General features: G+C 41.4%; 21 protein-coding genes. 9 read left to right on the plus strand and 12 right to left on the minus strand.

Translation table 11 applies throughout. The annotated features are described in order from the left end of the window. Window positions 1-167 precede the first annotated feature (167 nt). The 3 genes from ACRQQK_RS04285 to ACRQQK_RS04295 all read left to right on the plus strand — a co-directional run bounded on the left by ACRQQK_RS04285 (window position 168) and on the right by ACRQQK_RS04295 (window position 4,110). Entirely contained in the window at window positions 168-650 is a 483-nt protein-coding gene (locus tag ACRQQK_RS04285; protein WP_457510199.1) for a CreA family protein, read from the plus strand. Window positions 651-765: 115 nt separating this feature from the next. Continuing rightward, window positions 766-2,070 carry an inosine/guanosine kinase gene (locus tag ACRQQK_RS04290; protein ID WP_457510200.1) on the plus strand — a complete coding sequence of 435 codons (1,305 nt, stop codon included), beginning with the start codon at window positions 766-768 and terminating at the stop codon, window positions 2,068-2,070. A gap of 300 nt (window positions 2,071-2,370) precedes the next feature. Next, window positions 2,371-4,110, plus strand: coding sequence for an EAL domain-containing protein (locus ACRQQK_RS04295; protein WP_457510201.1), 1,740 nt, complete (start codon window positions 2,371-2,373; stop codon window positions 4,108-4,110). Between the two features lie 11 nt (window positions 4,111-4,121). Here ACRQQK_RS04295 and ACRQQK_RS04300 read toward each other — a convergent pair whose 3' ends face one another. From ACRQQK_RS04300 to ACRQQK_RS04320, 5 genes are all read right to left on the minus strand, one after another. Beyond that, window positions 4,122-6,086, minus strand: a complete 1,965-nt coding sequence (locus tag ACRQQK_RS04300) for an LTA synthase family protein (protein WP_457510202.1) — start codon at window positions 6,084-6,086, stop codon at window positions 4,122-4,124. A gap of 225 nt (window positions 6,087-6,311) precedes the next feature. Then, the gene (locus ACRQQK_RS04305) at window positions 6,312-6,458 is read right to left on the minus strand and encodes a GlyGly-CTERM sorting domain-containing protein (protein WP_457510254.1); all 147 of its coding nucleotides are present in this window, start codon (window positions 6,456-6,458) and stop codon (window positions 6,312-6,314) included. A gap of 12 nt (window positions 6,459-6,470) precedes the next feature. Beyond that, a complete protein-coding gene (locus ACRQQK_RS04310; protein ID WP_457510203.1) occupies window positions 6,471-7,331 on the minus strand; it encodes a S1 family peptidase in 861 nt (286 codons plus the stop codon). A 117-nt stretch (window positions 7,332-7,448) separates the two neighbouring features. Beyond that, complete coding sequence (gene gcvT / locus ACRQQK_RS04315; RefSeq protein WP_457510204.1) at window positions 7,449-8,582, minus strand: glycine cleavage system aminomethyltransferase GcvT; 1,134 nt, start codon at window positions 8,580-8,582, stop codon at window positions 7,449-7,451. A 290-nt stretch (window positions 8,583-8,872) separates the two neighbouring features. Then, window positions 8,873-9,496, minus strand: coding sequence for a helix-turn-helix domain-containing protein (locus tag ACRQQK_RS04320; RefSeq protein WP_457510205.1), 624 nt, complete (start codon window positions 9,494-9,496; stop codon window positions 8,873-8,875). 582 nt (window positions 9,497-10,078) lie between these two features. Here ACRQQK_RS04320 and gcvH point away from each other — a divergent pair. Together gcvH and gcvP are read left to right on the plus strand one after the other, a co-directional pair. Beyond that, window positions 10,079-10,459, plus strand: coding sequence for a glycine cleavage system protein GcvH (gcvH, locus tag ACRQQK_RS04325; protein ID WP_457510206.1), 381 nt, complete (start codon window positions 10,079-10,081; stop codon window positions 10,457-10,459). A 91-nt stretch (window positions 10,460-10,550) separates the two neighbouring features. Continuing rightward, window positions 10,551-13,412: an aminomethyl-transferring glycine dehydrogenase gene (gene gcvP, locus ACRQQK_RS04330; protein ID WP_457510207.1), complete on the plus strand. Its 2,862-nt coding sequence runs from the start codon at window positions 10,551-10,553 to the stop codon at window positions 13,410-13,412. 242 nt (window positions 13,413-13,654) lie between these two features. Here the strand turns inward: gcvP and glgC are convergent, their stop codons facing one another. After that, window positions 13,655-14,911 (minus strand): glucose-1-phosphate adenylyltransferase, encoded by a 1,257-nt coding sequence (gene glgC / locus ACRQQK_RS04335; RefSeq protein ID WP_457510208.1) that lies wholly within the window; start codon window positions 14,909-14,911, stop codon window positions 13,655-13,657. 769 nt (window positions 14,912-15,680) lie between these two features. On the opposite strand from glgC, the gene ACRQQK_RS04340 reads away from it, so the two are divergent. Continuing rightward, the gene (locus tag ACRQQK_RS04340; RefSeq protein ID WP_457510209.1) at window positions 15,681-16,223 is read left to right on the plus strand and encodes a glutathione peroxidase; all 543 of its coding nucleotides are present in this window, start codon (window positions 15,681-15,683) and stop codon (window positions 16,221-16,223) included. A 58-nt stretch (window positions 16,224-16,281) separates the two neighbouring features. Here the strand turns inward: ACRQQK_RS04340 and ACRQQK_RS04345 are convergent, their stop codons facing one another. From ACRQQK_RS04345 to ACRQQK_RS04355, 3 genes are all read right to left on the minus strand, one after another. Next, on the minus strand, window positions 16,282-16,731 hold the full coding sequence (locus ACRQQK_RS04345) for an EF-hand domain-containing protein (RefSeq protein ID WP_171138627.1): 450 nt from the start codon (window positions 16,729-16,731) through the stop codon (window positions 16,282-16,284). A 169-nt stretch (window positions 16,732-16,900) separates the two neighbouring features. Beyond that, on the minus strand, window positions 16,901-17,596 hold the full coding sequence (locus ACRQQK_RS04350) for a hypothetical protein (RefSeq protein WP_457510210.1): 696 nt from the start codon (window positions 17,594-17,596) through the stop codon (window positions 16,901-16,903). Between the two features lie 280 nt (window positions 17,597-17,876). Further along, window positions 17,877-19,037, minus strand: a complete 1,161-nt coding sequence (locus ACRQQK_RS04355; protein WP_457510211.1) for a benzoate/H(+) symporter BenE family transporter — start codon at window positions 19,035-19,037, stop codon at window positions 17,877-17,879. A gap of 98 nt (window positions 19,038-19,135) precedes the next feature. Between ACRQQK_RS04355 and ACRQQK_RS04360 the strand changes: the two genes are divergently transcribed. The 3 genes from ACRQQK_RS04360 (at window position 19,136) to ACRQQK_RS04370 (ending at window position 20,805) form a co-directional block, all read left to right on the plus strand. Next, window positions 19,136-19,678 carry a helix-turn-helix domain-containing protein gene (locus tag ACRQQK_RS04360; RefSeq protein WP_392478876.1) on the plus strand — a complete coding sequence of 181 codons (543 nt, stop codon included), beginning with the start codon at window positions 19,136-19,138 and terminating at the stop codon, window positions 19,676-19,678. 271 nt (window positions 19,679-19,949) lie between these two features. After that, complete coding sequence (locus tag ACRQQK_RS04365; protein ID WP_457510212.1) at window positions 19,950-20,468, plus strand: YgjV family protein; 519 nt, start codon at window positions 19,950-19,952, stop codon at window positions 20,466-20,468. Between the two features lie 13 nt (window positions 20,469-20,481). After that, window positions 20,482-20,805, plus strand: coding sequence for a cupin domain-containing protein (locus tag ACRQQK_RS04370; protein ID WP_457510213.1), 324 nt, complete (start codon window positions 20,482-20,484; stop codon window positions 20,803-20,805). Between the two features lie 124 nt (window positions 20,806-20,929). Here ACRQQK_RS04370 and ACRQQK_RS04375 read toward each other — a convergent pair whose 3' ends face one another. The 3 genes from ACRQQK_RS04375 to ACRQQK_RS04385 all read right to left on the minus strand — a co-directional run bounded on the left by ACRQQK_RS04375 (window position 20,930) and on the right by ACRQQK_RS04385 (window position 24,577). Continuing rightward, the gene (locus ACRQQK_RS04375) at window positions 20,930-21,277 is read right to left on the minus strand and encodes an XRE family transcriptional regulator (protein ID WP_457510214.1); all 348 of its coding nucleotides are present in this window, start codon (window positions 21,275-21,277) and stop codon (window positions 20,930-20,932) included. A 226-nt stretch (window positions 21,278-21,503) separates the two neighbouring features. Then, window positions 21,504-22,292 (minus strand): DNA-binding transcriptional regulator KdgR, encoded by a 789-nt coding sequence (gene kdgR / locus ACRQQK_RS04380; RefSeq protein WP_457510215.1) that lies wholly within the window; start codon window positions 22,290-22,292, stop codon window positions 21,504-21,506. Window positions 22,293-22,606: 314 nt separating this feature from the next. After that, complete coding sequence (locus tag ACRQQK_RS04385; RefSeq protein WP_457510216.1) at window positions 22,607-24,577, minus strand: methyl-accepting chemotaxis protein; 1,971 nt, start codon at window positions 24,575-24,577, stop codon at window positions 22,607-22,609. Window positions 24,578-24,598: the final 21 nt, after the last annotated feature.

Below are 24,598 nucleotides of genomic sequence, written 5' to 3' on the forward strand. Positions count from 1 at the left end.
TAGCAGTAATGAATAAGCGAAGGATACTTAGGTACACTTAATCTCACAAGTCTTGATATCTCATCTGCACATCTTTCTTTATTTACAGTTAGATATTTGCTTCTGCATCTGTTTGCAACTTGGGTTATGATTAGCTCAGTTTTGTATGCGGCACCATAGGACAAGCAATGAAAAAATTACTTTTGATGGTAGGACTGTCTACCCTACTAATCGGATGTTCAGATAACGAAGTTGGTGATGTGTCCCTAGGCGTATTTACCATGAAGGACATTAAGATTGCGTCACTTCATGATGACAAAATACAAGGGGTAACTTGCCATATAGCCTCTATTGAAGCGAACTTGAGCCTTTCCGACCCGAGCGACAGCTCAATCTCGTGTCGACAAACAGGCGATATCACACCAAACATGCTTGAATCAATCGATAAGAGTAAATCTGGTGAGGTGGTGTTTAAGCAGTCAAAGAGTATTTTCTTTAAAACGATGAAAGTCAGACGTATTTTTGACCCCGAGAATCAAACACTTCTTTATTTGTCTTATACGACGAAGGAAACAGATGGTAGTTTTAAACACAGTCTGTCAACTGTTCCGCTTTGGGGCACAAAAGCCTATAACGCTTTTCCAGACAATCAAACCACTACTCAACAATGAGTCAGACGCACGGAAAGTGGTGTTCACAAAAGCCATTTTCCGTGTAATAAAATGAAAATATAAAAATATATTTGTGATATTATGCACGAAATATTTCTTTCCCCTAATACTCAAGATGAAGTTTCCCGGACAGCGTAAATCTAAGCACTACTTTCCGACACATGCTCGAGATCCATTACTCAACCACATTCAGCAGGCGCCAAAGCTACATCGTCCAATAATCATCGGCGTTGGACAGACAATTGTTGATATAGAAACTCGAGTAGATAACGACTTCTTAACCAAATACAATTTAAGCAAGGGGCATTCTCTTGTCCTTGAAGAGACGAAAGCAGATGCCTTATACAAAGAGTTGGTTGAGCTGAATCTGATTACCCATCAACATCCGGGTGACACTATTGGTAATACGCTACATAACTATTCTGTGCTGGCGGATAGCAAATCTGTGCTTCTTGGTGTTATGTCTAAAAACATCGAAGTCGGTTCATTTGCCTATCGTTACTTATGTCGAACTTCTTCGCGTATGAACCTGAACCATCTTCAAACCGTTGATGGTCCTATAGGTCGTTGCTATACGTTAATCACAGAAGATGGCGAACGTACCTTTGCGATAAACGAAGGCCATATGAATAAATTGCGTCCGGATAGCATTCCTGAGCAAGTATTCGAAAAAGCATCTGCATTGGTTGTTTCGTCCTATCTTATGCGTGGAAAGCCTGAAGACCCTATGCCTCAAGCGGTTCAACGAGCAATTGAATTAGCCAAAGCAAACAACATTCCTGTAGTGCTAACTCTGGGCACCAAGTACGTCATTGAAGGTAATGAGAAATGGTGGCAAGAATTTCTAAAGGAAAACGTCACTGTCGTTGCGATGAATGAAGAAGAAGGTGAAGCATTGACGGGACATAAAGATCCGCTTCTTGCATCAGACACTGCTCTCCAATGGGTTGATTTAGTTCTCTGTACCGCAGGACCAATCGGCTTGTTTATGGCTGGTTATACTGACGAATCCAGTAAGCGTGAAACAGAACTACCACTACTTCCGGGCAACATTCCAGAGTTTAATAAGTACGAATTCAGCCGTGCAATGCGCAAAAATGATTGTACAAACCCAGTAAAAATCTATTCACATATCGGACCTTACCTGGGAGGTCCACTAGAAATAAAGAATACCAACGGAGCAGGTGACGGTGCTTTATCTGCGCTATTGCATGATATGGCGGCCAACGCCTTCCATCTGATTAATGTGCCAAATTCCGTTAAGCACGATCAGCCATATCTGACTTATTCGTCTCTCTCTCAGGTATGTAAATACGCGAACCGTGTCAGTTATGAAGTGTTGACTCAGCACTCCCCTCGTTTGTCTCGATCGTTGCCAGAGCGTGAAGACAGTTTGGAAGAAGCATATTGGGAGCGTTAAGCTCGTATCTTAGAAAACAAAAATGCGGCGTTTAGCCGCATTTTAATAGGTCCATTATTTTAAACATCAACAAGATGCGCTATTAAAAAGGAACGTTTTTGTTATTAAAGCTTGCGCTATAGCACGATTAACAACAATTACTATTATCAATAATTGAATCGTTATTCATTTAGATTTAAATTGAAACATTGTTTAGGTTTAATACTCTAAAGCTCTAGAAACAACAGATGTTTTAGATTCATATTTCTTTCATCCATATTTCGCATTATGGTTAGCAGTTGTTAGAGTTGGTATGCGGTTATGTCGTTTAAACAAGACAAGTTATCTGTTATAGAGAATGCTCTGGATGACACATATTTGAAGCGCTTAGTACACATTTTTGACGTGTTCAAACACGGTGTTTTCTATATGGATGAGCAGGGTTTAATGACATTTTATAACCCTGAGTTTTATCATCAGTTCGGATTTGAATCGAAGACCATCGAACTATCAGACTGGTTTAACATTGTTCACCCTTTAGATTCTACTTTGCTTGATAGCCGGATCGGTCAACATATTGACGAAGGTGGGAATATCGTTACCCAGTATCGTTTAAGAAAAGCCAACGGACAGTACATATGGGTTGAAGGTGTCGCAACGACAAAAACCATATGCGGGCATACTTTTATGGTTGGAAGTCATCGTGATATATCCGATCAAAAGTTGATGGAATCCTATCTCCACCAAGCGGCCTTTTTTGATAATGCCACAGGTCTTTCAAACAGAACCAAACTGATTCACGACATTGAAGCTCTCGTTAAAAAACCGCAAGTTAACGCTACGCTTATCTATATTCAAATTGACGACATCAAGTCTTACCTCAATCAATATGGCACAGATGTTTTTCAACAGATTATCGAACACTTGACGGGTGCGTTACGTGTACTTCCTGATAGTGATTGCGAGCACTATAGGGTACGTTCTGACGACTTTGCAGTATTGCTTTACGGTGACTACACCACTGGAGAACTTCAGCGACTTTGCCAAAATATCCTTAAGCATTATGCAGAGTCTACTCTTGAATATGGCAAGTTATATGGGGATAAAATTAGTATCGGTGTTTATCCTTACATAGACACGAACTTAACCGCGACGGAATGCCTGAGTATAGCTTCAAGAACTTGTCAGTTCGCTGGCGAAAATAACTGCTCTCGTATAGAGATCTATAACGGTAGAACTCAGCACAATGTCGATCGTTTCTTTTTTATTGAGAAAGAACTTAAAGAAGCGATCCATTCTCGTTCTTTGAGCGTTAAGTTCCAACCCATAATCAATGCAAGTGATGGGAAGGTTGCCAGTTTTGAAGCCTTAGTAAGGTGGCGTTCTAAAGGATACGGTGAAATATATCCCGATGAATTTATTCCTATTGCTGAAAAAAAGGGACTGATTAATGAGCTGGGGTATTTGGTTTTTTCTAAAGCCTGTAATTTCATCAGCCGCTATAACCAACTAAACAAAGCCAACATACGCGTCAACGTAAACGTCTCTGTGTTGCAACTCCTAGACACTAACTTCCCCTCAAACCTTTATACACTCGCTGTAAATTCTAACGTCGAACCAAAAAACATCGTTCTCGAACTAACAGAGACCGTCATGCTCGACGGTAACAAGAATGCACTAAACCAGATTTATATTCTAAGCAGTATGGGATTTTCGTTGTCTCTTGATGACTTTGGATCCGGTTTCAGCTCAATTCACAGCTTCTTAGGTTTGCCGTTAAAGCAAATTAAGATAGATAGAGTGATGACAACGAAGTCGATGACCAATGATGCTTACGAGCAGTACTTACAGTTTATTACTCAGTTATGCCTTTCAAAAGGGATTGATATTGTGTTTGAAGGGATTGAAGACCAAGCCATGTTCCAAAAATACAAAGACATGGGCGCATCTTATTTTCAAGGTTATTGGTTTTCTAAACCGCTGTCTGTTGCTAGCGCTAGTCGTTATACCCTGCTTCGAAGTGATGTTATTCCTCAAGCAGCGTCAAACACCACTGCTTGAGGAAATTCTTCTTACTGACTCACAGCGTAGCTTTTTTGAGCCGTATAGTAATTGTTGTCAAACGCCAAATTACCCCACATGGCGTTAGCGTGAGCTTTAATAACAGTCGCTTCACTGAGCGATGCAGCTGTTAAAGAGTCCTCACTAGGATTATAGGTATAAGTTGAGATCCCCTTCTCTGGTTGAATTACCACAACCTCATTATCTGCTGTCATCCAAGCAAAATTCTTATCTCGTTGCATCATCGCACGTTGCTTTTCTACGGGAACTTCATGTGTCAAATCATGCCCTATCATCGGGTTTTGGCTGCTGATACCAGCTAACGATAACAATGTCGGTACCAAATCAATTTGACTCACCAAACGATCATCTACTTGAGGTTCAATACCACCTCCAAAGATCACAGCGGGAATTTTAAAGTGTCCAATCGGTACTGGAAGTGTGCCTGTCGCGCGAGCATCATGATCTGCAATCACGGCGAAAACAGTGTTGTTCCAATACTTAGATTTTTTCGCCTTTTCGACAAATTCACCTAAAGCATAATCCGCATACTTAACTGCATTTTCTACAGTTTGTTTAGGTTCATTGTAAGGCTCAATCACGCCATTTGGATATTCAAATGGACTGTGGTTTGAAGAGGTAAAAACTAAACTGAAAAATGGCTGTTCTGTTTGTGCTAGCTGTGTAAATTGTTCATCGGCCTTAGCAAAGAGATCTTGGTCAGACGCCCCCCAAGAGCCAACAAATCTTGGAGAAGAAAACGTTGGAAAATCTTGCATATCAACAAAGCCATTTCCTAGGAAGAAGCTCTTCATGTTGTCGAAATGACTTTCTCCACCATAGATAAATTGAGTGTGGTATTGATTTGCTTTCAACAAATTAGCAATGGTAAAGAAGTTCGTCTGGCTCTTACCCAGTTTAACCACAGCTCTGGCTGGTGTCGGGGAAAAGCCTGTTGTTACTGCTTCGATACCGCGAACTGAGCGAGTACCTGTGGCATACATTCTTGTAAATGCCCAACCTTCTTGGATCAGTTTGTCCAGATTTGGAGAGGCATCAATACCCCCCAAACTTTTAACGTAACGTGCCCCATGGCTCTCCAATAAAAGAATCACAACGTTCTTTCTTGGGCCGTTATAAGACGCTACATGATTAGCGAGAGTCGGCTTTTGATTATCAGTGAAGGCTCCCGGATCAATATTCATTGAGCCTTTGATCTGTTCCACAATCAGTTGCTTATCCATTTTTGGATAAAACTCGAATGCACTCGCTTCTGATCCCATTTGTTTAGCTGCAAATATTACGGAATAAGAGGAGTTTAACGTCAAGTCATTCACTAAAGGGTCAGCAGCAAATGCTACCATCGCAGGGTTTAATGGACGGTGTCCAAGTGAAGAACGAGCCCCCATCAAGCATATAGCAACCACAGCAACAGCAATAAATGGACGCCAGTACCAACGTGGGTATGTTAATGATTTAACGAGAGATGCTGACCATTTCCAACCAACAATAAGCGTTATGACACTTACAGCGAGCCCAAAAAATAGCTCAAGCTTGTAGCCGGACCAAAGCATGCCAAACACTTCTTTTGGATAAATCAGGTATTCAACAAACAATCGATTCGGTCGTAAGTCATACTCGATGATAAAAGGCGGGGTAGCAGCTTCCATGTAAACGACTAACCACAAACCCGCCGTTATCCAAATCCTAAGAATCCAGTTCCACACACGACCAATAAAGTGATCACCAGATAGAAATGAAGCTAATAACGCTGGAAGAATAAAAAGATAAGAGACAGACGCGAAATCAACACGCAATCCACTCAGTAGGATATCTCCCCACCCATTAACATCCGATACACGGTCGAAATGCCATAAGGACAATCCTATGCGTGAAAGAGTAAACAAGACAATCATCGCAACGGAAGCTGCTGCTAAGGGATAAATAGGCCCTAATATTGATTTAAATTTATTCAAGAAATTCTCATTATAATTAATCATATATACAGATAACTATATCAGTAGTTTAAATAACATTTTGCATGTAAACGTTATGTAAACAAGTTTAAGCTAATAAACTATAGAACTAGATCCCAGTAATTAGAAAGCGGATGAATTGTGCATTACACGATGTGAAAAAAAAGTCGTCGTGCAGGTGTATGACAACGACTTGGAGGAATAGTTGAAAGGTAGTTGAATATTTTATTGAGCGTTACGCCTTACGAACGCCAAAAGAGTCATAAACAATAGCGACATAAAACCAAATGCCCCTCCGCCAGAATCTCCCGAGCTAGAAGATTCTTGTCCAATACGGTCGACGTATGACTGCCTTTTGGCATCGGTCGCGATATATTTTGCTGTCTAGGTGCCGGCTAGTACGCTGTCTATCCATGTTCGGTAGTCATAAACTTCTGTAAAAACTGAAGTAGCCCCAAACTTTGAGCTGGCATCGCCACAAAATGTAGAAGGGCCAAAACTGGTTAATCCCACTTGAATATAACTGCCACCGGAGTACCAATACAAAGGGCCTCCAGAATCCCCTTGGCAAGTGCTGGCCTCTAAGCCATTTGATGGATTAACCGCTCCCTCCATACATAGTTTGGTGTCTGTCATATTGCTGTAGTTACAAGAACTATTATCCACATACGTTAATGAGGCCATTTGTAAATCATCATTATCATCAACACCAGTTTTGGTATTACCATGCCCGACCGCATAAAAAGTCTCTGAAGCGTTACGGTAAGTAGTACCTGTCGAAGGTCTATTCGCATAATGACTAGAGTTAATAGTAGTTAATGCAGATTCCAGTTGCAGTATTGCCAGATCATTATTTAACGTGGTGCTATTGTAGTCATCTCTATAATAGATCTTTGAAACGCGTTTTTTTTCATTGATGCTGTAGGGGTAATAACTTTCCTTCTGCAACTCCGGTACAACTACACTAAACAGCGAATACAGGTTGTTATCTGGATCCGAGCTATAAACACAGTGAGCAGCCGTTAGAATGTGATTGGCATCTAAAATTGTTCCACCACAATAACTTCCAGCATAGTAAGTATTGTTGTATTCAATCAAATCGACAAACAAAGCAACGTAGGAAGAAAAGTTCGTAATATTGGCATAAGAGCCATTTACTATGTACGCGGTATAATCTTCCGCGGCTGATACATTGCCACACACACCAATTAGAGTTGAAAGTAATGCAGCCTTTTTTTTCTTCATAGGAGTAATCCGTTACTTACATCTGTTACAGATAATTTTAGACGGCTAATGTAAATAAAAAAGAGCCGTAAGACTAGACTTACGGCTCTTAGGACTAACCTATTTACTTAGATTAACTTAACCGCGGTAGTATCTTTGCGGTACAAACGGCATTTTTTCTACCAACATCGGGAGCATTTTGCCACGAACTTCTGCAAATAATTCCGTACCAACTGCTGAGAAGTCAGTACGAACATAAGCCATAGAAACTGGTTTTTCCGCTGTTGGACCCGCAGTACCACTTGTAACAGCACCAATATGTTGACCATCTGCGTCAAACAACTCTGTACCTTCACGAACTGGCGCTTTCGTCTGACCAACCAACCCAACGCGTTTGCGAGCCACATCTTTAGTCGCGATCTGGTTGAGAATAATCTCAGCCCCTGGGAAGCCACCCTCACGAGCACCGCCTGTGCGACGTACTGGCTGAATCGCCCATAGCAAACTTGCTTCTACTGGCGTAGTTGTTGTATCTAAATCATGACCGTATAGACATAAGCCACACTCTAAACGTAAAGAGTCACGTGCACCTAGACCAATCCATTCCACTTCCTCAAATGAAGTTAGCTTACGAGCCAGTTTTTGAGCTTGGTCAGCTGGAACTGAAATTTCATAGCCATCTTCTCCAGTGTAACCACTGCGGCTAACGATACACTCAATACCATCGATGCTGACTTGCTGGATATCCATAAAAAGCATGTCAGCTACCGCAGGCTGCAAACGCGATAGAACTTCAACAGCTTTCGGACCTTGCAGTGCTAATAGCGCTCTGTCTTCGATCACTTCAAGTTCAACCCCTGAAGGTAAATGCGCATGCAGATGATCGATATCCTGCCCTTTACAAGCGGCATTAACAACGACAAACAAATGGTCGCCTAAATTAGCAACCATTAGGTCGTCTAAAATGCCACCTTTTTCATTAGTGAAAAATGCGTAACGCTGCTTACCTTGAGGCAAGTCCAAGATGTCCACTGGAACTAAAGTTTCTAGTGCTTGAGCTGCACCTTCACCATGCAGACGAAGCTGACCCATATGCGAAACATCAAACAGTCCCGCAGCCTCGCGGGTATGCAAGTGCTCTTTTTTTACGCCTAGTGAATACTGAACAGGCATATCATAGCCTGCGAAAGGAACCATCTTTGCACCAACTTCAATGTGCAAAGCATGTAAAGGAGTAACTAGAAGTTCCTGAGTCGCATGTTCTTGAGTCATTTTATTCTCCATTTTGCCAAGCTCTTATACGTAGAGTCAGCCATCTCAAAAAGCAAAAGTTCCATAAAGCGGAAACCATGTTTCCAATAGTAAACAAGAATGCGCCTGTTTTCTCTGATTAACAAGATTCAAACAGTGACCAAGATCTAAGTTAACAACTCAATCACATTCTCTGTAGGCGACAAAAACGCCGCATTGAGTCTCTAAACATCAATGCGGCGTATTTTTCTTCAATTCAAAACAAAATGCAAACGTTTGCCTTCACTATAGGAAACTTTTTGTTTTTGAGTCTATTTTGCTGTTACCCAGAGAATATGTGCGTCATCTTCACTTAATGAAACCAGCATGTGTCCCATCGTGGCGTCATAATAAACGCTGTCGCCCTCTTCCAAGCGAACAGGTTCATAAAACTCGCTATAAAACATAACCACACCTTCGAGAATAAGAAGAAACTCCTCGCCGTCATGGCGAACCCAGTCACTATACTCTTCAAAAGCACGAGCTCGAACGCGACTTTTAAACGGCATCATTTTCTTATTTGATAACTGAGTAGCTAACAGCTCATGCTCATAGGTTTGTGTAGGATGGGGTTTACCCACATTGTTTCTTGTAATATCCCTACGGCCTGTTGCTAAAATTTTCTTAGGTGGTTCAAATAGTTGTGGCATATCAATTTGCAAACCATGAGCTAACTTTTGCATTGCTTGAAAGGTTGGCGAAATCTGTTCGTTCTCTATCTTGCTTAGTGTCGAGCGAGCCAAACCCGTTCGGTTACTAGCTTCTTCTAACGTGATCCCTAACTTTGCTCGAATATCTTTTATTCTCTGCCCAAGTTTCAATGGTTCGATATTTTGTTCACTTGCTTCTTTGGCAAGTATCATTGATGGGTACTCATCATAAATGTCTTCTGACATGCTTTCCCTCTAATGAATAGCATTCCTGTATTTGAAAATCATTGTGGCACAAAGCTATTGATTCATTAAAGAGCGCATCGGGAAATAAAGCGTGCTTTGGCTAACAAAAACGCTACTCACGTTTCCTATAGGAAATTTTTCATTGATTGTTGTCACACCAAAGAGTATGTTACTGGCTTGTTAGCTATACCAATAATGATGGTATCGCTGAACCGGCTAAATTTAACATTTTTACTTAATAAAATGCTTATCTATATCGACCGCGTTCACAGTGTAATGCTCAACAACTAATTACAAGCAATGAGCAGAACCACTCAAAACCTTTGAAGCGAAGCGCTAACAAATAAATCATCTCTTTTTGCACCAGAGATGCCTATCATTACTTTTGATGTGGATTTCACACATCAAAAGTAATGATAGGGTTAAGCCGTTTAGAATTTGAAATCGTTGTTGATAAGGTCTATTTAAAAAGTCTGTCGACAACAAAACATTTGATAATACTTGAAGATTGAATGGAACGTTAATACTCAAGACCCCATTCAATCGGTAGTACAGTTTGGATACTTTTTTGGAGAATTAGCAATGGACAATACACTGAAGTTTACAGAAAGCCATGAATGGGTTCGTGACAACGGTGATGGCACTGTAACTATCGGTATTTCTGAGCACGCTCAAGAGATGCTGGGTGATGTGGTTTTCGTTGAACTACCAGAAACAGATACAGAAATTGAAGCTGGAGACAGCTTTTCACTTGTTGAATCTGTAAAAGCGGCTTCTGATATCTATGCACCAGTATCTGGTGTGGTAGTTGAAGTTAATGAAGAGCTACAAGATAGCCCTGAGCTTATCAACGAAGAACCTTATGAAGGCGGCTGGATTGTGAAAGTAAAAATGTCCGATCCTGCAGAGCTAGACGACCTTAAAGATGCCGAAGAGTATCTGAGCTCAATCGAAGAAGACTAATTTATAAAACAGGAAAGCTGTCCACTCGTGGCAGCTTTTTTTTCAAAGCCACGCAAGCGAGTTGTCTCGTGGTTTAGAAGGTAAAGGGAAAATGACTGAACTACTTCATAGCCTAAGCACGCAAAATGAATTTGTTGCTCGACACAATGGTCCTAATCATAACGATCAAGCAAAAATGCTTGCCACCATCAAAGCTGAGAGCTTAAACGCACTTATCGCAGATACTGTTCCAGCAAGCATTCGCCTAGAATCGCCTCTTAATCTTGCTCCAGCTAAAAGTGAAGCTGACATGCTTGCTGCTATGCGTGTTTTCGCAGAGCAAAACCAAGTCAAAAGAACATTCATTGGTCAGGGTTACTACAACACTTTCACGCCAAACGTAATCTTACGTAACGTGCTTGAAAACCCAGGCTGGTACACCGCATACACACCATACCAACCAGAGATCTCTCAAGGTCGTTTAGAGTCTTTGTTGAACTACCAACAAATGGTTATGGACCTGACCGGTATGGACATTGCCAACGCATCGCTACTTGATGAAGCAACAGCGGCTGCCGAAGCAATGACTCTGTGCCAACGCGCAGGTAAGAGCAAGAGTAACAGCTTCTTTGTGGCGGACGATGTTCATCCACAAACTATCGAAGTGGTGAAGACTCGTGCAGAGTTCTTTGGTTTTGAAGTTATTATCGGCGCAATCGATTGCCTTGCTAAACAAGATGTTTTCGGTGCGCTTGTTCAATACCCTAGCACTACTGGTGAAGTTCGTGATTTAACCGATATCATCGAAAAAGCACACGCAAACAAAACGTTAGTAACGGTTGCGACAGATCTTTTGGCAAGCACCCTACTAAAACCAGCAGGTGAAATGGGCGCGGACGTAGTGATCGGTTCTGCTCAACGCTTTGGCGTACCTATGGGTTACGGCGGTCCGCACGCTGCGTTTATGGCCACTCGCGAAGCTTACAAGCGTACAATGCCAGGCCGTGTTATCGGCGTATCCATTGATAGCAAAGGCAACCAAGCGCTTCGTATGGCAATGCAGACTCGCGAACAACATATTCGTCGTGAGAAAGCGACTTCGAACATCTGTACGGCTCAAGCTCTACTTGCAAACATGGCCTCTTTCTACGCGGTATACCATGGCGCAGAAGGTTTATTGAAGATTGCTCGTCGTACTCATCATTTAACTGCAATCCTTGCCGCTGGTTTAACTAAGTCAGGCTACGAGCTTGCACACAATAGCTTCTTCGACACGATTACTATCAATACTGGTAGCAACACTGAAGCTGTCTATCTAAAAGCGCAACAAGCGGATATCAACTTACGCAAGCTTCCAAATCAGCTTGGTATTAGCTTCGATGAAACTACAACACTTGCAGATATTGAAGCTTTGTTTGCTATCTTCGACGTTAAAGAAGATATCTCTGCACTTTCAAACACAATTGCAAGTAATGAATACGCCGCTATTCCCGAGAACTGCCGCCGTGCTTCTAAGTATCTGACTCACCCAGTGTTCAACACACACCGTAGTGAAACACAGATGATGCGTTACCTGAAGAAGCTTGAAAACAAAGACTTCTCTCTGACTCACGGTATGATTCCACTTGGCAGCTGTACCATGAAACTGAACGCGGCTGCAGAAATGATCCCAGTTACATGGCCTGAGTTTGGTGCACTACACCCGTTTGCACCAAAAGCACAAGCTGCTGGTTATACGGCTCTAGCGAATGATCTGAAAGAGAAGCTATGTGAGATTACAGGCTACGATGCATTTTCTCTTCAACCAAACTCGGGTGCTTCAGGCGAATATGCTGGCCTACTTGCAATTCAACGTTACCACCAAAGCCGTGGCGAAGGTCATCGCAACGTATGTTTAATCCCAAGCTCGGCTCATGGTACTAACCCAGCAACTGCATCAATGGTTTCATTGAAAGTGGTTGTGGTTAAATGTGATGAGAACGGAAACATCGATTTAGGCGACCTAGCCGATAAGATTGAAAAACACAAAGACAATCTATCGAGCATTATGATCACTTACCCTTCTACACACGGTGTTTACGAAGAGCAAGTACGTGAAGTTTGTGACATGGTACATGCAGCAGGCGGTCAGGTTTACCTAGACGGTGCAAACATGAACGCTCAGGTTGGCCTAACTTCTCCAGGCTTCATTGGCTCAGATGTTTCTCACCTGAACCTACACAAAACGTTCTGTATTCCACACGGTGGTGGCGGTCCGGGTATGGGGCCAATTGGCGTTAAGTCTCACTTAGCACCATTCCTTCCAGGTCACATCGAAGATGGTGTTGAAGGCAATGATTATGCGGTTTCAGCAGCCGATATCGGTAGTGCTTCTATTCTTCCTATTTCATGGGCATATATTGCAATGATGGGAACAGAAGGCCTAACTGATGCAACCAAAGTAGCCATTCTAAACGCTAACTATGTGATGGAACGCCTACGCCCACACTACCCTGTGTTGTATCGTGGTAAAAATGGCCGTGTAGCACATGAATGTATTATCGACATTCGTCCGTTAAAAGAAGAAACAGGTATCAGCGAAGAAGACATTGCTAAGCGTTTAATGGACTACGGATTCCATGCACCTACCATGTCCTTCCCTGTCGCTGGCACGTTAATGGTGGAGCCAACTGAATCTGAAGATTTAGCTGAACTGGACCGTTTCTGTGATGCAATGATCGCGATTCGTGAAGAAATCAACCAAGTTCATGAAGGTGTTTGGCCACTGGAAAACAACCCATTAGTTAACGCTCCTCATACTCAAGTTGATCTATCAAGCTCACAATGGGAACACCCATATTCACGTGAAACTGCTTGCTTCCCAAGTAAGCAAATGAAGGACTCAAAGTACTGGCCAACAGTTAACCGAGTAGACAACGTTTATGGCGACCGTAATCTAATCTGTTCTTGCCCTAGCATTGAAAGCTACGAGTAGCGATTGAATCTGTGCATAAGCATCAATAAAGGCGAGCTTTAAAGCTCGCCTTTTCTTTGTACCGAATTCTATTATGGATATTCCCATAAGCAATGCTCGTACTCTTTTCAAGTCAGTTAATCTGCGATAACGCGATCTGATACTGGAGAACGACATGCCCCGACGAATCAAACTCGCTTGCTGTGTTTATCGGCAAGCGATGATTTTGACTAGGTTTCCCCAGAACGATGTATTCGGTACGTTTATTTAGCAAGGTTTTCCAGCATAGTTCTGGTTACCAAAGTCACTCCTTTTTCAGTAACGCGGAAACCGTTGGCTTCATCCTGTTCTCTATCATAACCAATACTTAATCCCGCAGGGACACTGCAATAACTATCTAGAATAACTCGTTTCAGTTTTGCACGTTCACCAACATGGCTGCCATGCAACAATACTGACTCTTCTATAAGGCTGTATGAGTGGGCGTGAACACTTGAATATAACAATGATTTTCGAATGGTAGAGCCAGAAATAATACACCCTCCAGACACCGTTGAATCTACTGCCATGCCACGGCGTTCATCGTTATCAAAAATAAATTTAGCAGGTGGAAGCTGTTCTTGATATGTCCATATTGGCCAAGCTTTATCATAAAGATCAAGTTGTGGCTTAGGAGTAACGAGCTCCATATTGGCTTCCCAAAATGAGTCCAATGTACCCACATCACGCCAATATGGCTGGTTCACACTGTCTGGGTCTTTGAATGAATAGGCATAAACATTACTCTCATTAATGATTGAAGGAATGATGTCGTGCCCAAAATCATGGGTTGATCCTTCAGTATCCACATCTTTTAATAATTGATTGAAAAGAAAATCGACATTGAAAAGATAATTTCCCATTGAAGCCAAACACTTACCCGGTTTATTAGGTATTTCATTTGGCTGGGCTGGTTTCTCATCAAAGGCGACTATTTTACTTTTGGAATCTACAGTCAAAACACCAAAGCTACCCGCTGCTTCTTCAGTATCGACTTCAAGACAACAGACAGTCATATCGGCGTTATTCGCCACATGCTCTGCTAGCAGAGTACCGTAATCCATGCGATACACATGGTCACCAGACAAAATTAGAATGTACTTAGGATTGTGAGAACGAATGATATCAATATTTTGATATACCGCATCAGCTGTACCAGCATACCAATCATCACCGGTTCGTTGTGAAGCTGGTAATATTTCAACAAATTGTTGAGCCCTAAAGCTTCCCCACCCTCGGCTAATATGACGGATCAACGAGTGTGACTTATACTGTGTTGCAATACCTACACGGTGAATGCCAGAGTTAAAACAGTTTGATAATGGAAAATCGATGATACGAAATTTACCACCAAAATAAACAGCAGGTTTTGCTCGAGAGTCGGTGAGTTCAAAAAGACGGCTCCCACGGCCTCCTGCCAATATCAAAGCATATGTGTCTTTAGTCAAGTTACTGATATGTCTATCATAATTTTGGGACATAGAGACCTCCTGAGGTTACTATTTAAGTAAAATTGGTGATTTGAGTTGTTATTAAAGGGCCTACTTAAAGAGCGAATATTAGAGCTGTGTGTTAGTTCTATAAAATTTACTATATCGGGTAAACGGATAGTATTCTGTGACTAACGCAAAGCATTATTGTTAGATATGCAAAGTTAAGTTGATCTGACAAATAAACTGGCAAATTTTTCTCGCAGAAAAGCTTTTCCCTCATCAAACCTCCTTTGAAACTTATAAAGTCAAAGCTACAGCAAATACATCTATAGGGCCCAACAGAATCGATTATGTTTTTAGGTAGATGAAAAACTAATGGGTAACTATTTACACCTGTGTTACTTGCCAGCTCCCTCTACTTGTATACGATAAACTTTGGTTTATAGATCCAATACCTTGGGAAAAAGTAGATAAAGTTTGATACAGCGAAAAAAAGATAAAATGCAAACACTTGAGGATGCGTTGAAATAGATAATTTAGATTTATTTCATTCAGCTAAAACAAATAGTAATTTAAATGGCTCTTAGTTTATCAGTGAGAATGTTCCCAATTGTCTCTCACTTAGCACTACTTAAATACAATAGAAATCGATTCATCTTTAACCTGCCAACCAATTTATCATTGCTCGCAATATAATTGTGCGTTACTTTGATGTGGTAAAAGTTAATCAGACTTGAAGTCTCGGCTGTTGCCGCTAAAACTTCATTGAGAAAATAAGAAACTAAAAGTACTTCAACCGGAAGACAAGGACAGGATAATGAGCTCAATTTATGATATTGATTTGGTGACAATTGAAGGTAAACAACAGAAACTAGCTGACTTTAAAGGTAAAGCACTGCTGATCGTTAACACGGCTTCTGAATGTGGTCTAACACCTCAGTACGAAGGTTTAGAAAAGCTTTACCAAGCTGAAAAAGAAAATGGATTGGAAATTCTTGGTTTCCCGTGTAACCAATTTGGTGCACAAGAACCAGGGCAAGAAGGAGACATCCAGTCATTTTGTAGCATGCGTTTTGGCGTGACGTTTCCTCTGTTTAGTAAAATCGAAGTTAACGGAGAAGGTCGCCACCCTCTATACCAACACCTATTTTCTGCTCAACCTGAACGCACAACCGCACCTGAAAGCGGTTTTGTAGAAAAACTAAAAGGGTATGGTATCGAAGCAAAAGAAGGCGATATTTTATGGAACTTTGAAAAGTTTCTTGTAAGCAAGGATGGCAAAGTTATTGGTCATTTTGCCCCAGATATGACTCCAGATCACGACATTCTATCTATGGCGGTTGAAAAAGCCCTCGCATAATTTTTCATCTAATATTTAATTCCCCTGCACCATCAAGTTCAGGGGAACTGTTTACTACCTAATTCGTTTTATTGCCTTTTCCGTTGCTGTTGTTGTTACCACCACCGTTTTCATTTTTGGACTTATTGCGGTTAGTTTTTTCCTCTTTATACATCTTCATTTCGCCCGTCCCGTTACCAGGGTTTGAATAACGACTATGGGCCGCAAATTCTTCTTGGGTAATTACGCCATCTTTGTTTTTATCGAATGAAGCAAATGCACTGACTGAGTCTCTCTTATTCATTTGTTTTGCATTCGCAGTTGAATTGTTCCCTTGATTCATTTGCATGGGCATGCTTGAACGATATGTATCCAGTTCAGACATACTGATCACACCGTCACCATCGGTGTCTACGCTTTCAAATGATGGCATCATTCGCATTGGTCGAGTATCTGTCTCTTCACTCGCCAAACTGTTAACAGACAATACGCTCGCACACACTAGTAATCCGACACTTAGTTTGTTCATAGTTAGGTACCTACTCATGACTAAAGACCCTTTAATAATAGAATAGTTAGCACTAATTGTAGGGCTCTGGATGAAGTTAATAGAGTTAAAAATAGAGAATGGAAGCAGAGTTTAAAAAGGCCTCTGATTTCTCCCAAAACCAGAGGCCTTAAGGCGAATGAATACTAGATTATTTTGACTCTACAAATTCCAGTTTGGTGCCCGGAAACACCTGAACGATATAGCGGCTCGTTGTATAGATGAGAAGAGCAATACCCAACATTTCCAGCGTTTCTTCACAGGTGTAACTCATGGCATAGATGAATGAATCTGTTCCCGATTTCTGTGCGATCACACCACCCACCAGTTCAAGCCCTAACGCCCCCGATAAGAAAACAACACCAGAGAGCACATATAAACCTAATATGTTTCTTGGTAGATTCAGTAGAAATCTAAAATAAGCGATACCTAATACAATCGCCAAAATGCCATATGGGATCACCCAAGCGAAATAGAACACGCCCGACGTATGCAAAGTCTCTCTCACTGGGCCAACTAGCATTTCATGAAACTCTGATGACTCATCTATTGATAAAAAGATAAAGATAAACGCTAAGCCAAACCAAGGAAAACTAGATTCCTTTCTCACCCGATGCATATAGCCAACCAACGCAAGTAAACCACTTGCAACAAACATCGCAAATGAAGAATACAAGGTTGGAATGTTCATTTCTGTATCCACATCAACAAGACGAATAAAGCTCTTAATATGAGGAAGATGCAGATAGAACCGAGCATATACACCTGCCAAATTAGCAATAATAAGAAGGACGATTATAAATAGAAACGTCAAAAATATAGACTTGGGATTTAACTTCACACTCACTACGGTTCTCCACCTATATGCTGGTTCAATCAGTTAAGTCAGATCTATTAAATATGTAACCAGACACACATTCTTTTCGTGTAGTAATCCTAGCTAACTCAATAATGTACCGTCTAGAAATTTCTAGTATTAATTCAATTAATAGCAATATTAAGAATGTAGTAATCTGGAACAATCACACACCCATTACTGCAAAACTCGATAGATCATTTTGAGGAGAAGTTCTGTAAGACCTAAATCACTGGAAGCTTTCGAAAACAAAAACCTTTGCAGCAATCATCTACACTTTCTTGGCTATAAAGTGTAGATGTAACAGCCCCACAACTAAGCCCCACACCACAGAACCAATCCCAACGAATGTCACTCCAGACAAGGTAATTAAAAATGTATATAGCGCAGATTCACGAATATTTTCATCTTTAAAAGCCGTCTGAAAACACATCAGCAAGGTACCTAACAAAGCGAGACCTGCAAGAATCTGCGTCACTTCCTTAGGCAGAGCTAGGAAAGTTGCCACCACAGTGGTCGCCCACACACCGGCTATCAAATAAAAAATGCCTGCCCAAATCACAGCACGATATCTCTGTGCAGGATCTTCATCGACTTCTTTGTTCATACAAATCGCCGCGGATATCGCTGCTAAATTCACGCTAAAGCCGCCTATAGGTGCAAACAGAATATTGGCTATCCCACTCCCAAGAAGCAACGGTTTGACTGGAACTTCGTAAGAGTGCGATCTCATCATGGCAATACCGGGTAAGTTCTGAGAAAGCATTGTAATGATATAAAGCGGAAAACTCAGGTTGATCATCGCAGCGATACTAAAACTCGGAGTGATCCACTCCGGTTTTGCAAACGTCAGATCAATACTTTGATTGTCGAATGCACCACTAATCACTGAATAAACAATACCAACAAGCAGCAATATCGCCATAGTGTACTGAGGCAGAAATCGCTTTCCTGCTAAAAATGCGGCAAACATACAGAAGAAGATAATAGGGTCGGTCATCACTGGGCTAAAGGTTTTCACACAAAACGAAAGCAATATAGCTCCCAACATCGCAGTCGCCAACTGAGGAGGGATATTAGCCAGAGCTTTACTTAGTGGTGATATCAGCCCTGTTAATACAATCAATAAGCCAGAAATGACAAATGCGCCTAACACCACTGACATATCATATTGCCCGACTGCAGCTACCAGCATAGCCGCTCCCGGCGTTGACCAAGCCGTTAAAACTGGCTTCTTGAAATACCAGGAAAAGGCAATCGAAGTGAGGCCCATTGCAAGTCCAAGAGCCAGCAACCAACTTTCTATTTGAGAAGAAGTTGCGCCTGCGGCTGTTGCAGCTTGAATAATTATCACCACTGAACTGGTGTAACCCACTAATACTGCGGTAAAGCCTGCCGAAACGTGACTTAAATTAAACATTCCTTTTTGCATTTCATACCCTTTTCCTAGAAATTCTTTTAGCCGTGCGTTATAACGTACGTAGCTGAGAATATCACTGTGCGCTATAACGCACAACAAGGATTTTATTTGTGGATGACACCATTTTCAAAACTCAAATAGCCAACTACTTACGTGCGCTAAGAACAAACAAAGGGTTGAGTTTAGATGCAGCATCAAAGCTAACTGGAGTTTCAAAAGCCATGCTTGGGCAGATCGAAAGAGGCGAATCAAGCCCAACCATTTCAACACTTTGGAAAATTGCCAGTGGATTAGAAACCTCATTTTCAGCTTTCTTTGCTGATGAACCAGAGCTACGAAGCAGTGAACTGACCTTTCCTGACGATCCAAAAATGAAAGTAAATACGTTGTTCCCCTTTAAGGAAGACGCTGGATTTGAAATGTTCGAAATAACCTTAACCGATCAGCATCAACAGATGTCGGAGGCCCATGATGTAGGGGTAATAGAGCATGTACACGTTCTAAGTGGTGAACTAAATCTCTACTTTGAGGGGCAATGGCACCTTATTGGTCAAGGAGAGAGCATTCGTTTCATGGCAGATCAACCCCATGGCTATCAAGCGGTTACAGATAAGGCTGTATTTCAGAACATAGTATGTTATCCAAGAAGATAGGTAGCTTTGTATCTAAGCGCTGATTTAAAAAAGTTAATCACTCACACATTATTGAAAAGGTGTTTTAATATTAATTGTAATTGATGCGTTTTTTGTATATCGTACCAACGATAAAACACTCAGATACTGATGAATAGTAGTTTACTTAGCGTTTCTAAGCACTTGTTAAAATTGCATTTAATAAGCATCAAGCGCAGTCCATTTGAAAAGGGTTCTGAGTAATTTTTATGATTTGCTCTGTTGTCTATTACTTTTCGAGTGTGAGAGTTTGATGGATTTTTCTTTGGCTCAGGCTTTAGGGTTAGTCAGTTTTGCTTTGGGTATATCAACGTTTTATCAAAAAGATGACCGTAAATTGAAAATCATTATGCTGATTTTTAATATGAACCATCTGTTGCATTACTTGTTGCTCGGTTCAATGACTTCGGCGTTAAGTGCAGCCCTATCCGCTGTAAGAACCGGGACATCGATTTATACTTCCTCAAGATATGTTGCCGCTGTATTTATAGTTTTGGGACTAAGTTTAGGGTTAGGTATCTCAAACCACTGGTGGGACATGTGGCCGATTGTTGGGACCGTTATCGGGACATTCGCCGTGTTTATGCTTAGAGGGATAGCGATGCGCATTGCCTTCTTAGTGGGAGGAGTCTGCTGGTTAATCAACAATATAATCATCGGTTCCATTGGTGGAACCATGCTTGAAGCGACCTTGATTTGCGTTAACTTGCTGACCATGTATCGCTTGGTTAGAGACGAAAAGAAAGCAGCAATTCCATCAGAAGTTATATAAGAAAGGACAAGCTATGTTCGTATACAACAAAGACGTGAAATTGGAAGATCTGGGCAATGGTATATCTCGCAAAATCCTTGCATACAGCGAGAACATCATGAGCGTAGAAGTTTATTTTGAAAAAGGTGCGATCGGTACTCTACACAACCATCCGCACGAACAGCTAACTTATGTCCTTTCCGGCGAATTCGAATTCACTATCGGTGATGAAAAGAAAATCGTAAAAGCAGGAGATGCACTCTACAAAGAACCAAACGTAAGGCACGGTTGTGTTTGTTTAGAAAAAGGCGTCTTGCTAGATAACTTTACGCCGATGCGTAAAGACTTCATCTCCTGATCAAAAGTTTATTAAAACAACGATATGACAACACCCTCTAAATAGGGAAAAATAGATCTCCTTGCCAGTCTTTTCGACTGGCTTTTTTACGAATCTACACCTTAGATCTTGGAAAATCTCTTCCTTACTTCGCGACGTGCACATATTCAATAATGACTTGATTGCCTTCCACGTGCACTTTCTGAATCTCGCCATCCACACTGACTCGGTTCTGCAAATAAACGACAGACTCCCCTCTTCCACTCTTCTGTCTCAACGTTGGTAATACGTTTTCCGGTTCAACGTGTAAGTGTTTACAGAACTTTGTCACGAATGACATAGATAAGGGCTCGCTGCCACGTAAAAGATTTGAAAACTCCACTTGGCTTACACCAAGACGTTTGGTTATTTCCATTTGGGTAAGATGCATTTTCGCTTTTTGCGACATCCATACATCATATAAGGCTCTTCGATCTTCTTGGCAAAATTCCATGTCATATCTCTTAAAACATCACTCAAACATATAAGTACAATGCCAAATCATCATGAGAAAAATGTCAGTCCAGAGTGAGATTCTGTCCAAGGTTTTGGCAATTTCCGTTCATTTTGCTGTTGCAATATCTCAAGGAAAAAATCTGTTTAGTATTTAAACAACCCAAAGTAAAAAAGCCGTGTATAGATGAGGCTATACACGGCTTTTAATTATGAAAGGTTGTTAATTAGTCTGCATAAGGATAATCAGCGCAGCCTAGCTTCTTAGAAATACGTCGAGCAGCAGCATGCAACTCAGTCACATATTCCACTTTCTTCTCTTCAGTGAAACGTATAGTTGGAAGAGAAATACTCAAGCCCGCGATCACTTGATGGAAACGGTCGTATACAGGTACGGCAATACAGCGTAAACCGATTTCTTGTTCTTCAACATCTTCAGCAAAACCTTGCTCTTTAACCAGCGCCAACTCAACCAGTAAAGAATCCACGTCTTTGTGTGTGCGCTCTGTTGTTTGAACAAACTCAACCTCTGAAAGAATGTCGCGAACTTCCTGATCAGGGCGAGTACATAGCAATACTTTACCAATTGCCGTGGAATAAAGCGGATTGCGACGTCCAATACGAGACTGCATACGTAAGTTGTATTTAGAATCCAACTTATGCACATAAATAATGCTATCACCATCCAGAGCCCCTAAATGAAGGGCTTCCATAGTCAGGTCAGAGATACGACGCATTTCGATGTTCGCTATCTCCACCAAGTCAACATACTCAAGTGCCGCTGAACCAAGTTCGAACAGCTTTAGAGTTAACGAATAGTTCTCGGTTTCACCTTCTTGAGCAACGTAACCAAGAGATTTCATCGTTTGCAGAAAACGATATACCGTGCTTTTAGACATCATTAATCTTTGAGCTAACTCGCTGATACCAATATCCTTTTGCGTAGCAAGTGCCTGTAAAATACCAAATGTCTTCAATACGGAAGAAACAGATTCGGGTTGCTTGTCAGCTGTCATCTTGTCTTACCTATTATTCATATTTATTTTTATCGACATACTCTTTATCGCCCAATAAGAAGTTGGCATGAGCTCGATTCAGATAGAATGCCGCCTAGAGCAGCTTTCAAAAAAACTAAAACACGTTTCCAAACAACTAAACGCCCACTCGTTAATTTAAAATAATGTGCTCAAAAAAAATAGGGTTCAGTTATCTTTTTTCACAATTAATCACCGAACTGGACCGTTTTAGTGATTTTCATAGCTTTTTCAACAAAAAGTGGCTGATAGTCAAGAAATTACATGCAGTTTCATTAACATTATCCACCTTAATCTCAGATCACATAGTCACTGACTAAGGCACGTTGTTTAGAAGAGACTTGTTTGATCTCACTGACGCTATTTGAAAGCGCTTCAACACTCTTGGTATTGCTTTGCGCACTGATTTTAATCGCTGCCAACTTTTCAACCATGTCATGACTAGTTGTTAATTGTTGTGACGTTGCAACAGATATCGCGTGGGACATCTCGGCAGCAGTATCGATGCACAGTTTTACTTCCTTCACCGCGTCATAAGAAATTTGAGAGCTGTGAGTGGCTTCTAACATACTACTTTTGCATTGTTGAATCAGTTGCACCGATTGAGAGACACTTTGTTGTAGCGATTGAATGTTCCCCAAAATACCGTTTGTTGATTGAGTGGTATTAGTCGCTAATTGGCGAACTTCATCAGCGACAACGGCAAAGCCTCGACCATGTTGCCCAGCCCTAGCGGCCTCTATCGCAGCATTCAATGCGAGTAGATTGGTTTGATCGGCAATTTCTTCAATCATCGCAAGAGCAGATTCTATTTGCTTGGCATCTTTTACTAAATGGTCAATTGTTTCTACCGCTTGCTCGAGCAACATTGAAGTCGAAGCAATGCACTGGTCATTAAGCTTGATATGTTCATAACCTTTTTGAGATTCATCAACCGCTAGTGCCATTCTGTCACTAGTCGCTTTGGCTTGCTGAGCCACATGCTTGATAACGCCTTCCATCTCTTCTGTTAATGACGCAACTTCATCGGTCAGCTCTACTTGTTTTTTGAGCGCTTGCTCCGTTTGGCGTGCGTGTTCGCTGTTATGTTCCACAACCTCATTCAGTGTCTGAGAGGACTGCTGCAATTGCCCTAATAGACCACACTGCAGTTCACGAACCGACTCTACATGCTTAGCTAACCATGCCATTTCTCTACTTTTGCTATACGTAGCTTGTAAAGTGAGATCGCGGTTGGACATCGAATTTAAAACCGCTCTTAATGCCTTTAATCCTGATTGAATGTTACGAGAAGTCGCGATGACTAACCCCAATGACAGTAATCCAACCGCAACGATGAAGGCAACCAACTGCAGCATATAACGACTCTGCTGCTCTTTTACTTCCAATACCTTATTTTGGGCTTCAACGATTACAACATCTCTAAACGCCTCTAAAGCATTAATTTGTTCTCGCACATGAAAAGAGATGTTTTGAGTAATACTTTTCTCTTCTGCGGACAACTTGATCATCTGTAAGTGATTGAAAACCACACCATCATTCTCAGTGCTATGCGCTAGCAGTGATTCTATTAACTTAAGATTTCGTTTAGATACACTACTACTGCGTTCGGCAAGCTCCGCAACCATAGCCATAATTTGATTAGCCACCCCTTTGTTCTTGGTAAAAAATTTTTCAACCTCTTCTAGGTGGTTTGAATCTAACGCTTTGTCTATATTGAACATCAGAGAGTCCAAGCGGCTACTTAGGTTCTCCACTATCATGGCGCTGTTCATGTCTTTCTCGGTAGCGCTCAGGGTATAAATATAGCGCTTCACTTGCGACGAGAGTAAACGATAGTTCTGCGTGCGGTTTTGCTGCTCTGATATTAGTTCTCCGTGAGTCTCCATCAGAGTCATCAGGCGTTGAAAATCTTGCTCAAAGGTTTCAGGCACCACCCACTGCAAACTCAAACCTTCGTGCAGAGTGTCAATTTTAGCTATTTCTTGTTTTGAAAAATTGACGTGAACCAGAACATGTTCACTGATCTCTTCCCATGTGTCAGAGTCAAAATGTGCGATGTCACTTTCCAACTCGACCAATTCAGTCTCAACGACGGACAAACGAGACAGCTCATCCATCGAGAATTTACCGATGTAATCCAACTGATCCGTAATCTTCTGACTTTGCCAATAGCCGATGCCCCCTATCGCTGTAATAACCACCAGCAAAAGGCTAGTGACAAAATAGAACCTACCAACAATAGACATTTTGTGCCAAATATTCATGCTAGATCTCCAACGAAAGAA

The sequence above is a fragment of the Vibrio sp. C8 genome (assembly GCF_054051265.1).

Coding starts and splice junctions, on each gene's coding strand:
- ACRQQK_RS04365 (WP_457510212.1), top strand. CDS start 19,950: ATGGATTTTTCTTTGGCTCAGGCTTTAGGGTTAGTCAGTTTTGCTTTG.
- ACRQQK_RS04370 (WP_457510213.1), top strand. CDS start 20,482: ATGTTCGTATACAACAAAGACGTGAAATTGGAAGATCTGGGCAATGGT.
- ACRQQK_RS04310 (WP_457510203.1), bottom strand. CDS start 7,331: ATGAAGAAAAAAAAGGCTGCATTACTTTCAACTCTAATTGGTGTGTGT.
- kdgR (WP_457510215.1), bottom strand. CDS start 22,292: ATGACAGCTGACAAGCAACCCGAATCTGTTTCTTCCGTATTGAAGACA.
- glgC (WP_457510208.1), bottom strand. CDS start 14,911: ATGTCCCAAAATTATGATAGACATATCAGTAACTTGACTAAAGACACA.
- ACRQQK_RS04340 (WP_457510209.1), top strand. CDS start 15,681: ATGAGCTCAATTTATGATATTGATTTGGTGACAATTGAAGGTAAACAA.
- gcvH (WP_457510206.1), top strand. CDS start 10,079: ATGGACAATACACTGAAGTTTACAGAAAGCCATGAATGGGTTCGTGAC.
- ACRQQK_RS04320 (WP_457510205.1), bottom strand. CDS start 9,496: ATGTCAGAAGACATTTATGATGAGTACCCATCAATGATACTTGCCAAA.
- ACRQQK_RS04355 (WP_457510211.1), bottom strand. CDS start 19,037: ATGCAAAAAGGAATGTTTAATTTAAGTCACGTTTCGGCAGGCTTTACC.
- ACRQQK_RS04375 (WP_457510214.1), bottom strand. CDS start 21,277: ATGGAATTTTGCCAAGAAGATCGAAGAGCCTTATATGATGTATGGATG.
- ACRQQK_RS04285 (WP_457510199.1), top strand. CDS start 168: ATGAAAAAATTACTTTTGATGGTAGGACTGTCTACCCTACTAATCGGA.
- ACRQQK_RS04385 (WP_457510216.1), bottom strand. CDS start 24,577: ATGAATATTTGGCACAAAATGTCTATTGTTGGTAGGTTCTATTTTGTC.
- ACRQQK_RS04295 (WP_457510201.1), top strand. CDS start 2,371: ATGTCGTTTAAACAAGACAAGTTATCTGTTATAGAGAATGCTCTGGAT.
- gcvP (WP_457510207.1), top strand. CDS start 10,551: ATGACTGAACTACTTCATAGCCTAAGCACGCAAAATGAATTTGTTGCT.
- ACRQQK_RS04345 (WP_171138627.1), bottom strand. CDS start 16,731: ATGAACAAACTAAGTGTCGGATTACTAGTGTGTGCGAGCGTATTGTCT.
- gcvT (WP_457510204.1), bottom strand. CDS start 8,582: ATGACTCAAGAACATGCGACTCAGGAACTTCTAGTTACTCCTTTACAT.
- ACRQQK_RS04290 (WP_457510200.1), top strand. CDS start 766: ATGAAGTTTCCCGGACAGCGTAAATCTAAGCACTACTTTCCGACACAT.